This is a genomic window from Jiangella anatolica (genome assembly GCF_003236295.1).
Lineage (GTDB): Bacteria > Actinomycetota > Actinomycetes > Jiangellales > Jiangellaceae > Jiangella > Jiangella anatolica.
Genome location: NZ_POTW01000022.1, coordinates 11,332 through 24,080 on the forward strand (window position 1 = coordinate 11,332; position 12,749 = coordinate 24,080).

At 73.9% G+C, this 12,749-nt stretch carries 11 protein-coding genes; 2 read left to right on the plus strand and 9 right to left on the minus strand.

Going from position 1 to position 12,749, the window contains the following annotated elements; all coding sequences use genetic code 11:
* Nucleotides 1-14: 14 nt before the first annotated feature.
* The 5 genes from C1I92_RS11315 to C1I92_RS11335 are packed head-to-tail and all read right to left on the minus strand — an operon-like array spanning nt 15 to nt 7,594.
* A complete protein-coding gene (locus C1I92_RS11315) occupies nt 15-842 on the minus strand; it encodes an anti-sigma factor family protein (RefSeq protein ID WP_146605103.1) in 828 nt (275 codons plus the stop codon).
* A complete protein-coding gene (gene sigM, locus C1I92_RS11320; RefSeq protein ID WP_111254771.1) occupies nt 839-1,504 on the minus strand; it encodes an RNA polymerase sigma factor SigM in 666 nt (221 codons plus the stop codon). Before sigM ends, C1I92_RS11315 begins: the two co-directional genes overlap by 4 nt.
* Nucleotides 1,501-4,998: a murein biosynthesis integral membrane protein MurJ gene (gene murJ / locus C1I92_RS11325; RefSeq protein WP_111254772.1), complete on the minus strand. Its 3,498-nt coding sequence runs from the start codon at nt 4,996-4,998 to the stop codon at nt 1,501-1,503. The genes sigM and murJ overlap by 4 nt, the downstream gene beginning before the upstream one ends.
* A complete protein-coding gene (locus C1I92_RS11330) occupies nt 4,995-7,178 on the minus strand; it encodes a DUF6049 family protein (RefSeq protein ID WP_111254773.1) in 2,184 nt (727 codons plus the stop codon). Before C1I92_RS11330 ends, murJ begins: the two co-directional genes overlap by 4 nt.
* Nucleotides 7,175-7,594, minus strand: a complete 420-nt coding sequence (locus tag C1I92_RS11335) for an NUDIX hydrolase (RefSeq protein ID WP_325048144.1) — start codon at nt 7,592-7,594, stop codon at nt 7,175-7,177. Before C1I92_RS11335 ends, C1I92_RS11330 begins: the two co-directional genes overlap by 4 nt.
* 216 nt (nt 7,595-7,810) lie before the next feature.
* Here C1I92_RS11335 and C1I92_RS11340 point away from each other — a divergent pair, with 216 nt between their 5' ends.
* Both C1I92_RS11340 and C1I92_RS11345 read left to right on the plus strand, forming a co-directional pair.
* Complete coding sequence (locus C1I92_RS11340; RefSeq protein WP_233506923.1) at nt 7,811-9,277, plus strand: CCA tRNA nucleotidyltransferase; 1,467 nt, start codon at nt 7,811-7,813, stop codon at nt 9,275-9,277.
* Nucleotides 9,274-9,666, plus strand: a complete 393-nt coding sequence (locus C1I92_RS11345) for a DUF3054 domain-containing protein (RefSeq protein ID WP_111254822.1) — start codon at nt 9,274-9,276, stop codon at nt 9,664-9,666. Before C1I92_RS11340 ends, C1I92_RS11345 begins: the two co-directional genes overlap by 4 nt.
* 72 nt (nt 9,667-9,738) lie before the next feature.
* On the opposite strand, the gene C1I92_RS11350 is transcribed toward C1I92_RS11345, so the two are convergent.
* The 4 genes from C1I92_RS11350 to C1I92_RS11365 form a co-directional block, all read right to left on the minus strand.
* The gene (locus tag C1I92_RS11350) at nt 9,739-10,773 is read right to left on the minus strand and encodes an NAD-dependent epimerase/dehydratase family protein (RefSeq protein WP_111254776.1); all 1,035 of its coding nucleotides are present in this window, start codon (nt 10,771-10,773) and stop codon (nt 9,739-9,741) included.
* Between the two features lie 48 nt (nt 10,774-10,821).
* Nucleotides 10,822-11,640 carry a hypothetical protein gene (locus C1I92_RS11355; RefSeq protein WP_146605104.1) on the minus strand — a complete coding sequence of 273 codons (819 nt, stop codon included), beginning with the start codon at nt 11,638-11,640 and terminating at the stop codon, nt 10,822-10,824.
* A 115-nt stretch (nt 11,641-11,755) separates the two neighbouring features.
* Nucleotides 11,756-12,352 carry a GTP-binding protein gene (locus C1I92_RS11360; RefSeq protein WP_111254778.1) on the minus strand — a complete coding sequence of 199 codons (597 nt, stop codon included), beginning with the start codon at nt 12,350-12,352 and terminating at the stop codon, nt 11,756-11,758.
* Nucleotides 12,333-12,695, minus strand: a complete 363-nt coding sequence (locus C1I92_RS11365; RefSeq protein WP_111254779.1) for a DUF742 domain-containing protein — start codon at nt 12,693-12,695, stop codon at nt 12,333-12,335. Before C1I92_RS11365 ends, C1I92_RS11360 begins: the two co-directional genes overlap by 20 nt.
* Between the last annotated feature and the right edge of the window lie 54 nt (nt 12,696-12,749).

The following is a 12,749-nucleotide window of genomic DNA, read 5'->3' on the forward strand; positions in this document are numbered from 1 at the left end:
CCGATTGCCGGCGTTCACTCCGCCTTGGGCACGGACACGTGCGGCTCTAGCGTCTCGTTGGACCTGGAGTTGCAGGTCTCGAGCAGCCAGCCGTCGTAAGCGGTGGCGTTGTCGAGGACGACGAGCACACCGGCGCCGACGTTCGCGGTGCCCACCCGCGGCAAGCCCAGCTCGTCAGCCAGGGCCTCGCCGCAGAAGGCCGGGGTCGCCGTCGGGTTCTGGACGATCTGCTCGACGGCGGCGGTCAGCTCGGCCACCGGGATGTGGTTCGGGGTGGTCAGCTCCTCATCCTGCACCGACGGCGTGTCGTCATCGGCCGTGGCGGTGCTGCCGGCGGTGCCGGCCCGGTTGCTGCCGGTGCTGTCGTTGCCGTCGAGTGAGCTGGACAAGGGCTGCTCCGGGGCGCCGGCTGCCGCGGCATCTTCTGCGGACGAGGTGCCGGCGTCCGAGCCGCCGCTGCCGTCGACGGCGATGTAGCCGGCCAGGCCCAGCACGGCGACGCTCGCGGCGGCGGCCAGTCCCTGCGGCAGCCGGCGCCGGAACCAGGCGACGGTGCCGTTGCCGGAGTCGGCGCCGGGGCGGGACGGCGCGGCGCCGGACCCGGAGGCCCGCTCGGCGGCCAGCGCATGCGAGATGCGGGCCGCGACGAACTCGGGGACCGGCAGCTCGGCCGGCAGGGCCTGCAGCGCGACCGTCACCTGGGCCAGCTCGTCCAGCGTGGCCTGGCAGGTGGCGCACCCGTCGACGTGGGCCTGGACCTCACGCGCCGTGGCGTCGTCGAGGACGCCCTCGGCCAGCTCGGCCAGCACATGGGTAGGCGGATGGGCCTCGGTAGCCGTCACCGATGCTCACCTCCTGTTCCCTGTGGCGTCCCAGATGGGACGTCGCCACCGCCCCCGTGGTTCCCTGTGGCGTTTCCTGTGGCGCTGAGCCGGCCGGGTGCCAGCAGCGGGACCAGCTTGGCGCGGGCCCGCGCGCACCGGCTCTTGACGGTGCCGACCGGCAGCCCGAGCATCTCCGCGGCCTCGGCGACCGGGAACCCCTCGACATCGACGAGGAGCAGCGGCAGCCGCTGGTCGGCCGGGAGCGTGGCGAGCGCCTGCTCGAGGTCGACCCGCAGCGCGGTCCGCTCGGCCGGGTCGCTGGAGGGCTCGGTGGCCGGCGCGACGCCGGGGATCTCGGTGCCGTCGAACGCGACCGGGTCCGCCGGCCGGGCGGCGGCGTGCCGGACCCGGTCGAGGCACGCGTTGACGACGATGCGGTGCAGCCAGGTGGTGACGGCGGACTCCGAGCGGAACGACCCGGCCCGCCGGAAGGCGTTGATCAACGCGTCCTGCAGCGCGTCGGCGGCGTCGTGCGGATCGCCGAGCGTGCGCAGCGCGACCGCCCACATCCGGTCCTGGTGGCGTTTGACCAGCTCACCGAAGGCGTCGGGATCACCGTCGACGTGCTGGCGCAGGAGCTCCTCGTCGGGCACCCGGGGACCGGGCGCGGACTGCGTCACCCGAGAACCTCCGCTTCGGCTATTCCGCTCCGGTAGTTGCCGTCGTCGGCCCGGGGCAACTGAGTGAACCACACGAGGAGATACCGGGTGCTCACCGGCTCGTCAAGTGTGCGGGTGACATTCTGCTCAGCGCCCTCGACGGTGTCGACGGCGGTCCAGCCGTCGAGATCGGCCGGCGCCTGGCTGGCGTCCTCGGGCGCGACCCGCAACTCGAACGCCGCGCCGGCGTTGATCAGCGCCAGCTGGACCTCGCGCACCGACACCGTCTGGCCCAGGTCGAGGTAGACGCCGACGCCGGCCTTCTGCGCCTCGAGCGGGTCGTAGTAGTTGACGGTGGTCCAGGCGCTCTCGGGATCGTCGTCGAAGACGTTCTCGACGTCGCTCGGGTTCTCCTCTCCGTTGCCGGCCGGGTCGAAGTCGGTGGCGGCGGCGACGGCGTGCGGGGTGGGGTCGGCGGCCGGCGTGTCCTCCGGCGGCGTCGTCGCGCCCTCGGTCGCGCTGGTCGTGGGCGTCGGATCGTCGCCGGCGTCGTCGATCGCGCCGAGCAGCAGCTGCAGGCCGACCAGCGTGGCGCCGACCAGCAGCAGCATCGCCGCCATGACGCCGAGCAGCCGGGCGGTGCGGCCGGACCGGCGCCGCTCCCGCAGCTGCTCGACCCGGCTGGGCGGCGGCGGGGTGCCCGGCTCGTCCAGCAGCGCGGGCCGGGCCGCGACGACCGCCTCGTCGGCGACCACGGTGCGGTGATGGTTGCGTGCCCCGTTGGCCAGCTCGGTCGCGACCTGCAGCGGCGTCGTGAGCGGGGTCGCGTGGTGCCGGCGGGCCAGCCCGATGGAGCGGTCGGTGACGGCGTCGAGCTGCCGCGGTACGCCGGGCCGGACCTGCCGCGGCGAGGCAAGCCGGCCGTCGATGAGCGGCGCCGGCGGCAGCCCGCCGGGCGTGCCGACCGGCCAGCGCGCCGTCAGCGCGGCGTAGAGGACGCCGCCGATGCCGATCGCGTCCAGCTCGGCCGGGCTCGGCCGGACCTCCGGGTCGTCCGGCGGGCACGGCGTCTGCGCGGCGCCGCGCAGCGCGTACTCCGTCTCCAGCCCGGCGATCTTCACCGAGCCGTCGGCGGTGACGAAGACCAGCGTCGGGTCGAGGTGCCGGTGCGCCAGCCCTTGCGCGTGTGCCGTGGCCAGCGCCTCGGCCACCTCACGTCCGACCGCGCCGGCCTGCTCCGGATGGAACGCGCCGGCGTGCGCCAGCAGGTCGGCCAGGCTCTGCCCCGGCGTCCACTCGCGCACGACGTAGGCGACCTCGTCGCTGCCGACGTCGAGGATGCGCAGGAACCGCGGGTCGGAGACGGTCGAGGAGACCCGGGCCGCGGTGGCGAACCCCGGCGCCCGCGGGTCGTCGAGCGCGACGGCCTGGACGAACACGGCGCGCCGCAGCACGTCGTCGACCGCCTGCCAGGACTGGATGCCGTCGGCGTCCTGCAGCAGCCGCTCGAACCGGTACCGTCCGGCGACCGTGCGCCGCTGTCCCAGCAGCGGCCCGCGCGGAGCCGGTTCGGCCGGCAGGTCCGGCCGCAGGCCCGGCAGCGGCTGGACCACCCGCGCGGCGGCGGCCGGGTCCATCCCGACGGCGGGCGCGGGCCGGCCGCGGTACTGGCCGGCGGCCGTGTCGAAGAAGCTCGGGACGCCGGGCATGGTCTCGTCGAGGAAGAACTCCGACGTCATGTCGGCGTCGACCGGGCGGCGGAAGATGCTGAGCGTGCCGGTCTCGACCGGGATGTTGTACTCGGCGGTGTCCTCGAGCAGGTCGCCGGGGTCGACGGCGGGCGCCGTGCCGCCGCCGCGCAGCCGGCCCAGGATCATCGCCACGGCCGTGCGGACCTCGGCCACCCGGAACGCGTAGGCCAGGCCGACGAACGTCGCGACGCCGACCGTCCCGCCGACGAGCAGCTCGATCATCCGGGCCAGCAGCGACGGCAGCGCGTCGCCGACGCCCAGCGAGCTCCAGCCGCGCCACACCAGCCAGGCGAGTCCACCGGCCACCAGCGAGTGCATCAGCAGCCGGATGACGTGCTGCACCAGCTGCGCGCCGCCGAGGGCGCCGATGCGCTGCTGCAGCCGGACCGCGCCGACGGTCGCGCCGACGACGTACGCCACGCTGTAGCCGGCGGCCAGCGCCATCGTGACGTACTGGTCGCCGGGCGCGATGACGGCGACGGCGACCGCGCCGACCATGATGACCGCGGAGACCCAGATCTGCGTGTAGAACGGCGTCTTGGTGTCCTGCAGCGCGTAGAAGCCGCGCAGCACGAGGTAGTGGACGGTGAACGCGACCAGCCCGGGCATCAGCACGACCAGCGTCAACGCCAGCCGGCCGGTCTGCCCGCCGGCGGACCCGTGGTCGAAGATCATCGCCGTCAGCGGGAACGCCAGCGCCGCCATCAGCGCCCCGAGCGGGATGATCACCGCCAGGCACATCCGCAGCGCGGCGGTCAGCTTGTCGCGGACGTCGTCGAGGTGGCCGTCGGCGGCGAGATCGGACAGCCGCGGCAGCAGCGCCGTCGCCAGCGACACCGTGATGATGGCGTGCGGCACCATCATGATCAGCATCGCGTTCGCGTACACCGAGTAGCCGGCGCCCGCGTCGCCGGCGCTCACGCTGCTGGCGCCCGAGGCGACCTTCACGACCACCAGGTAGGCCAGCTGGTTCACCACGACGAACGCGACCGTCCACAGGCCCAGCCGGACCGACTCGCCGAGTCCCTGGCCGCGCCAGTCGGTGCGGAACCGCAGCGAGAAGCCGGTCTTGCGCAGCACCGGGATCAGCACGACCGCCTGCGCCAGGACGCCGACGGTGGAGCCCAGCCCGAGCAGCATGGTCTGCGTGGTCGTGAACGGCTCGAAGCCCTGCGTGCCGTACACGACGAGGAACAGCGCGAACACCGCGATCGAGACCAGGTTGTTCAGGATCGGCGACCACATCATCGGGCCGAACCGGCCCTTGGCGTTGAGCATCTGGCCGATCAGCACGTACAGCCCGTAGAAGAAGATCTGCGGCAGGCAGAACCGGGCGAACATGACCATGTTGTCGAAGTACGGCCGCATCTCCGGCTCGAGATAGCGGTCGTCGACGATCAGCTGCATCAGCCAGGGCGCGGCCAGCACCGCCAGCAGCGTCGCCAGCCCCAGCACCGCAACGGCCAGGCTGAACAGGCGCTGCGAGAACGCCTCGCCGCCGTCGGCGTCGTTCTTGATCGCCCGCACCAGCACCGGGACGAGGACGGAGTTCAGCACGCCGCCGCCGACCAGGATGTAGATCATGTTCGGCAGCACGTTCGGCACGTTGAACACGTCGGCCGTGGCCGCGGTCAGGCCGATGGCGGCCGCGATCACCGCGGCGCGGGCGAAGCCGGTCAGCCGCGAGACGACGGTCCCCGCGGCCATGATGGCGCTGGAGCCCAGCAGCCCGGAGCTGCGGGGTGGCTCTTGCGTGGCCGTCACCGCGCCGCCTCCTGGGTCGGCCTCGCCTCCGCGGGCGGCCGATCGTCGAGGATGCTGCCGACGCCGGGGGGCGCGGGCGGCAGCTCGGAGCCGCGACGACGACGGCGGCGCGGCCGGCGGTTGCGCATGGTCTTGCGGACGATCGCGGCCAGGAACAGCGCGCCGGCCCCGCCGACGATGACCCAGCCGATGGTGCCGTACTCGGTGGCGTTGACGACGGTGGACACCGGCGGCCCGATCGGCCGGCCGTCGGCGGTGGTCAGCTGCACCTCGATCGGCACCCGGCCGTTGGCGACCGCCTCCGCGGTCACCTCGACCAGCTTCTGCTCGCCGGCGGCCATCTCCTGTGTCTCGACCTCGGAGATGCGCAGCCGGTCGGGGTTGTCGGCCCGCACCTGGAGCCGGACGTCGACGGCCTCGGGCAGCTCGTTGGTGACGGTGAGCGGGAACGAGCCGGCCCGGCTGGACAGCGTCACCGACTCGGGCGCGTTGATGCTGACCCGCCCGAGCAGCCCGGTGAGCTGGTCGGCGATGCCGCCGGCGTAGGCGACGCCGCCGTCGGGGTCGTCGCGCCAGCCGGTGGACGCGGCGCGCAGCGTGGCCTGGCCGAGCGTGGCGCCGACGTCGTCGGGCTCGGCCAGCAGCGTCGTGTACTGGGCGGCGTCGTCGCTGAGCCGGGCGGTCGCGGCGACGTTGGCCTCGGGCAGCAGGGCGCCGTCGCCGGACGGCATGGCCACGACCTCCGGCGCCTCGCCGGCGCCCTGCTGGCCGGCCAGGTCGACCGGCTCGATCCACGAGGTGGTCGTCCAGGTCCCGACGAGGCTCTGCGGGAGGGAGTCGGCCGGGCGCCAGCGCAGCGGCGGTGCGGCGACCAGCAGCGGCGGCTCGGTGTCCTCGTCGGCGGCGGCCAGCGCGACCATCGCGGTCTCGGCGATCCACCGCTGCCGCAGGCCGGCGGCGCCGACCGCGGGGTCGTCGGCCGCGACGGCGTCGGCGATGGCCGAGCTCAGCCCGCCATCGGCGGCGACGACACGCAGCGTGCGGTCGCCGACGGCGATCCGGCCGAGCGCGCCACTCTCGTCCTCGTCGACCGGCTCGACCGAGCCGGACGGGACCACGACGGTCTCGGCGCCGGCGTCGGCCAGCGTGGTCAGCACGTCGTCGGTGACCGAGGCGCCGTCGAGCCAGGCGACGCCGGACGTGGCCGACGGCAGCGCCTCGGCCGCGGCGCCGCTGGCCGTCAGCGACTGCTCGGTCAGCTCGGCCGCCAGCGATCGGTCGTGCTTGGTCAGCGCGCCGGCGTCGGGCACCGCGTACGGCAGCATCCACACGTCGTTGTCCTGCGTGACCTGGTCGAACCGCTCCCGCCAGGTGCGGGCGGCGTCGGCGTTGGCCTGCGTCCCGTCGATGGGCCCGTCCGGGGAGGCGACCTGGTAGCCCTCGGCCAGGATCGCGGCGGTGTCGAGCAGGTCGGGGTCGACGGCCCAGGTGACGGGTGCGTCGGCGCCGGCCTCGAGGACGGCGGACAGCGGCTGGCCGGCGGCGAGCTGCTCGGGCAGCGCCTCGTCGGTGACGGTGCCGTCGGGCAGCAGCGACGGCCGGGCGGCCAGCGGCCAGAGCATCGCGACCGGCACCGCCGGCAGCTCGTCGGTGCTCTCGACCCACGGCACGACGGTGCGCGAGGTGGTGACGCGGACCCGCTCGCCGCTGTCCGGCGGCGACGCCAGGATGTCGACGCCGACGGCGTAGACGCCGGCCGGGTCGGACTCCAGCAGTTCGGTGCTGAGCCTGACGGTGAACGTGCCGGTCTCGCCCGGCTCCAGCAGGTCGTCGACCGGGTCGTAGCCGTCGTCGTAGCGGGCGCCCCAGTACAGCTCCTCGTCGGTGCCGATGTCGCGGATCTCGGTGCGCGCCTCGATCCGGTTGCCGCTGAACCGGGGCAGCGCCTGGACGTTGGCCAGCGGCGCGTCGCCGGTGTTGCGGACCGTGCCGGTGAGCGTGAGGACGTCGTCGCTCGGGGTGAGGACGCCCGGCTCGACGGCGGTGAGGGCGCTCTCGGCGGTGACGTTCTCGGGCGCGGCCTCCTCGGCCGCGGCCGTGCCCGGGGCCAGCAGCCCGACGGCGGCGACGGCGGCGGGTGCGGAGACGGCGGCCAGTGCTCGGAGGCCGGTCAGCCTCATGACCCGTCCTTCCGGACGGCGGGCAGGGTGGGAAGCAGCTCGCGCAGCCGTCGCGCCAGCCGCCGCTCGGACGCATAGCGCATCCGCCCGGCCAGCTCGTCCAGCGGCACCCATGCCACTTCGCTCACCTCCACGTCGTCGGTGCTCAGACTCCCACCGGTGGCCTCGAGGAGAAAGTGGTGCACCGTCTTGTGGATCCTCCGATTGTCCGCCACGAACCAGTAGTCGATGTCGCCGACCGGGGTGACGACTCTCGACAGCAGACCAGTTTCCTCCGATACTTCCCGCACCGCAGCTTCCTCGGGCGTTTCACCTGCCTCGACGTGTCCCTTGGGCAGCACCCACTCCAGCCGTCCGCGCCGGTCGATGCGGCCGATGAGCGCGACGCTCGACGGGTGCTCGTAGCGGTCGACCACCAGGCCCCCCGCTGAGGTCTCGCGGACCGTGCGCAGCCGCGGCCGGCTGGCCTTCCGCCGTCGCCTCGCCCCCCGACGTCGCCGATGGTGCGGACCGTCGGCTGGCGAGGACGGCGAGCCGGGCATACGTCCAGAGTAGCGGGGATGCCGTCGCATCCCGTGCTGCTGCGAAAGCGGTTGGGATCCCGGGGGTGTCGCCCCTTAGGCTGGTCCGTCGTGATCGGAACGAAGGAAGCGGCGGACCACGTGCTCTCGAAGGCCCAGCGGCAGGCGGTGCGGCAACTGCTGCGCATCGCGCCCGTGGCCGACGAGCTGGGCGCCCGTTTCCAGGCCGCCGGCCACGAGCTGGCGCTGGTCGGCGGCTCGGTCCGCGACGCGCTGCTGGACCGGCTGGGCCAGGACCTCGACTTCACCACGTCCGCGCGCCCCGAGGAGACGAAGCGCCTGCTCAACGGGTGGGTCGACAGCCTGTGGGACGTCGGGCAGAAGTTCGGCACGATCGGCGGCACCAAGGACGGCTTCCAGATCGAGATCACCACCTACCGCGCCGACAGCTACGACCCCACCAGTCGCAAGCCCGCGGTCGCGTACGGCGAGTCGATCGCCGAGGACCTCGTCCGCCGCGACTTCACGATCAACGCGATGGCGGTGCTGCTGCCGGGCCGCGAGTTCGTCGACCCGCACGGCGGGCTGGCCGACCTCGGCCGGCGTGTCATCCGCACCCCCGGCACGCCGGAGCAGTCGTTCTCCGACGACCCGCTGCGGATGATGCGGGCCGCCCGGTTCGCGTCGCAGCTGGGCTTCGAGGTGGCGCCCGAGGTGGTCGCCGCGATGACCGGCATGGCCGGGCGGATCGACATCGTGTCGGCCGAGCGGGTCCGCGACGAGCTGACCAAGGTGCTGCTGTCGCCGGCGCCGCGGACCGGGCTGACGCTGCTGGTCGACACCGGCATCGCCGACCGCGTGCTGCCGGAGCTGCCGGCGCTGCGGCTGGAGATCGACGAGCACCACCGTCACAAGGACGTCTACGAGCACTCGCTGACGGTGCTCGAGCAGGCCATCGAGCTGGAGCCGCGGCTGCCCGGCGGCGGACCGGACCTGGTGATCCGGCTGGCGGCGCTGCTGCACGACATCGGCAAGCCGCGCACCCGCAAGTTCGAGCCCGGCGGCGGCGTGAGCTTCCACCACCACGACGTCGTCGGCGCGAAGCTGGCCCGCAAGCGGCTGACGGCGCTGCGCTTCCCGTCCGCCGTCATCGACAGCGTGGCCCAGCTCATCCAGCTGCACCTGCGCTTCCACGGCTACGGCGGCGGCGAGTGGACCGACTCCGCGGTGCGCCGCTACGTCCGCGACGCCGGCGCCGAGGTAGAGCGGCTGCACGTGCTGACCCGCGCCGACAGCACGACGCGCAACCGGCGCAAGGCACTGGCCTTGCAGCAGTCGTACGACAATCTGGAGGACCGCATCTCCCGGCTGGCCGAGGAGGAGGAGCTGGCCTCGATCCGGCCCGACCTCGACGGCAACCAGATCATGGGGATCCTCGGCATCGGCCCGGGCCCGCTCGTCGGCCGCGCCTATCACCATCTGCTGGAGCTGCGGCTGGACCGTGGCGTGCTGCCCGAGGACGAGGTCCGCGCCGAGCTGCTGCGGTGGTGGTCCGAGCAGCCGGAGTCCTCGGCGTGAGCCGCTGGGCGGCCGTGGCCGCCGACGCCGTCCTGGTGCTGGTGTTCGTGCTGATCGGACGGCGCACGCACGACGATCCGCTGGCGCTGGCCGGTGTCGCCCGGACGGCCTGGCCGTTCCTCGCGGGGCTGGCCGTCGGCTGGGCGGTGACGCTGCTTGGGGCGCCGCGAGGACGGGAGGACGCCGGCCCCGCCCGCCCTCGCGGCTGGCTGGCCGCCGGAGTCACGGTGTGGGCGGCGACGGTGATCGTCGGCATGCTGCTGCGCGCCGCGTCCGGCCAGGGCACCGCCGCGTCGTTCGTCGTGGTTGCGACGGTGGTACTGGGCGCTCTCCTGGTCGGCTGGCGGCTGGTCGCCGCACTGACGGGCCGGCGCCGCTTTGTCACCTGATCCACTTCCAGAGAACGATCAGGTGACGTAGCGCGCCGTTGCCGGGGCGTGCCCGTAGAATCGCCGCCGGGCCTAGACGGCGCCGAGGAGCTCGTCCTCGGCGGCGAAGTCGTCCATCGAGTCGCCGTAGTAGGTGGCCAGCAGCGGGAACGCCTCCCGCCAGGGCCGCTCCGCCAGCCGCTCTCGCAGCCAGGCCGACGTGTCGACGACGGCGTCGGCGTAGGTCGTCACCGGCGCGTAGCCCAGCTCGGTCGCGGCCGCCGTCATGTCCAGGACGAACGGCCGCGGCACCGACCACGGGGTCCGGCCGGCGCCGCTCGGTGGCGCGGCGCCGTCGATCGGCACCAGCTCGGGCTCGTGGCCGACGGTGGCGCTGACCGTCCGGACGATCTCGGCGACCGCCGGCGGCTCCGGGTCGCCGGCGTTGAGCACCCGGGTGCCCGGCCGCTGCGCCGCCAGCCGGATCAGCTCGCCGAGGTTCGGCGCGCTCGTGGTGTGGAACCGGCTCTCGCCGCGGTAGGCCAGCGGCACCTTCGGCCGCCGGGCCAGCGCCCGCAGCAGCGGCCACACCTCGCGCGGGCTGCTGCTGCCCGGCCCGTGGATCGCGCCCGGCCGCAGGATCGTGACCGGCGCCCGCGCGCCGTTGAGCAGGGCGATCTCCAGCAGCCGCTTCTTCGTCGAGTACGTGGCCGGCCCGGCCGGCAGCGTGGCCTGCGTCTCCGGCACCGGCCCGGCGAAGCGCGGGAAGTCCTCCGGCCCGGTCGCCGAGTCCAGCGTGCGGCCGGCGTCGTCGGCGTACACCGAGGCGCTGGAGACGACGATCAGCGAGCCGGCGTCGCCGGCCAGGTCGAGCAGCAGCCGCGCGTCGGCGTCGTCGTAGGCGATCGTGTCGACGATCGCGTCGGAACCGCCGGTCTCCTTCACCACGGACGCGAGCTCGGCGCGGTCGGCCCGCCGCTCGACGACGCCGAGCCGGGCCCAGCCGCGCGGCTGCGGCGTGCCGCCCCGGTGCACGGCGGTGACGGTCCACCCGTCGTCGAGCAGGGACTCCACGGCGGCCCGGCCGATCTGGCCGGTGCTGCCGACGACGATCGCGTGACGGCTCATGTCGTCCGACGCTAGTCAGCCGGCCGGGCCGTCGTCACGACGATTCTGCTAGGAGCCGACCGGACGCAGCGCGGCGCTGACCCGGATCAGGCCCTCGCCGTACTGCTCGTCCAGCCGCTCCTGCAGGCCGTCGTCGACGATGACGTCCACCACGATCGTGCCGGTGGTGACGTCGGTGCCGCCGCCGCTGGCCTGGTCGCCCAGCTCGGCGAGCACCTCCTCCTGGATCTCCAGCAGCTCCTGCTCGGTGTGCTCGGCCGCGCTGACGCACAGCGCACCGCCCCAGATGGCACGGAGCTCGGCCTCGTGTCGCTCGAGGTCGCCGGTGAACCGCACGTTCAGCACGAGCTGCGTGGGGTCGTTCATCGCGCCCTCGTCCGGCGTCTCCTGGCCGCTGGCCGGGTTGATCGACTGGTCGATCCAGGCGCCGGCGTAGTCGGGCTGCTCGGCGGCGTGCGCCAGGGCGGCATCCTGCGCCGCCTGGGTGGCGGTGGCGGCGTCGACGACGGCCCAGCCGCCGGCCGGCGGCTCGCACGGCGACGTGAAGTCGGGCACGGTGCCGTCGGGGACGACCGGCGAGGTGGCCGCGCCGTCCAGCGGCGGCTCGGTGAGCGTCAGCGCGGTGCCGTCCCAGGTGCCCGTCACCGCGTAGTACCCCCAGGTGACGCCGCTCTCCGACGTCACGTTCGGCGCCTCGTCCCAGTTCCAGCCGAGGACGTCGGGGCCACCGCACTGCGGCGGGAACGACTCGGCCACGACGGAGCACAGCTGCGGGCCGTGCTCGGCGTTCTCCAGCACGGTGAAGAAGCCGGTGTAGGCCTGGCCGGGGTCGGCGGACGCCGGCGGGTCCGACGGCGAGGCGCTCACGGGCGCCTCCTCTTCGCCGCAAGCGGCGAGCAACAGGGCCGCGACCGGCGCGGCGACGATCCACCCGAAGTGACGCATGCCACTTGGACGGCGCTCGCGGTGGCCGCGTTCCGCGTCAGGTCTGCTGGATCAGCGACATCGCGTGCTCGACCAGCGTGACGAGCACGACCTTCACCGACTCGCGGTCGCGGGCGTCGGTGACGACGAACGGGACCTCGGGGCCGACCTGCAGCGCGTCACGCACGTCCTCGACGTCGTGCTCCTGGACGCCGTTGAACGCGTTGAGCGCGACGACGAACGGGATGCCGCGCTGCTCGACGTAGTCGATGGCGCCGAAGCAGTCGGCCAGCCGGCGGGTGTCGACCAGCACGACGGCGCCGATCGCGCCGCGGGTGATGTCGTCCCACATGAACCAGAAGCGGTTCTGGCCGGGCGTGCCGAACAGGTAGAGGACGAGGTCCTCGGCCAGCGTGATGCGGCCGAAGTCCATGGCCACCGTCGTGGTCCGCTTCTCCGGCAGCATCGACAGGTCGTCGACGCTGGTCGACGCCTCGGTCATCAGCGCCTCAGTACGCAGCGGCTCGATCTCGCTGACCGCGCCGACGAACGTCGTCTTGCCCACGCCGAAGCCGCCGGCCACGACGATCTTGACCGACAGTGCGTCTTGGTCGGCCTGTGTGCCGCCAGACACCTCAGAGTCGACGAAGGCCATCCCTCACCCTTTCCAGCACGCTCAGATTTCGCGCCGGCTCCGCGGAGCCGGCGAATGCCGCCAGCGGGTCGGCGACCCGCACGAGTCCCTCGGTCTCGAGGTCCGCGACGAGCACGCGGGCCACGCCGAGCGGCATCGAGACGATCGCGGCCACCTCCGCGACGGATCGCGGCGAGTGGCACAGCCGGAGGATGCGTTCCCGCTCCGGCTCGGGATCGGAGCCGTGCGTGCGGCCGTCCTTCGTGGTGGAGACGAGTGCCTCGATGGCGATGTCCTGCACCGGGCGCGTGCGTCCACGCGTCGCGAGGTACGGCCGTACGCGCCGGCCGTCAGGTGCCGCCATCGTTACCTCCAGACCATCGTCGGAACATGGGTCGTCGTTCTGACCCGATCCCTA

Coding starts and splice junctions, on each gene's coding strand:
- C1I92_RS11350 (WP_111254776.1), bottom strand. CDS start 10,773: ATGAGCCGTCACGCGATCGTCGTCGGCAGCACCGGCCAGATCGGCCGG.
- C1I92_RS11365 (WP_111254779.1), bottom strand. CDS start 12,695: ATGGCGGCACCTGACGGCCGGCGCGTACGGCCGTACCTCGCGACGCGT.
- C1I92_RS11330 (WP_111254773.1), bottom strand. CDS start 7,178: ATGAGGCTGACCGGCCTCCGAGCACTGGCCGCCGTCTCCGCACCCGCC.
- C1I92_RS11360 (WP_111254778.1), bottom strand. CDS start 12,352: ATGGCCTTCGTCGACTCTGAGGTGTCTGGCGGCACACAGGCCGACCAA.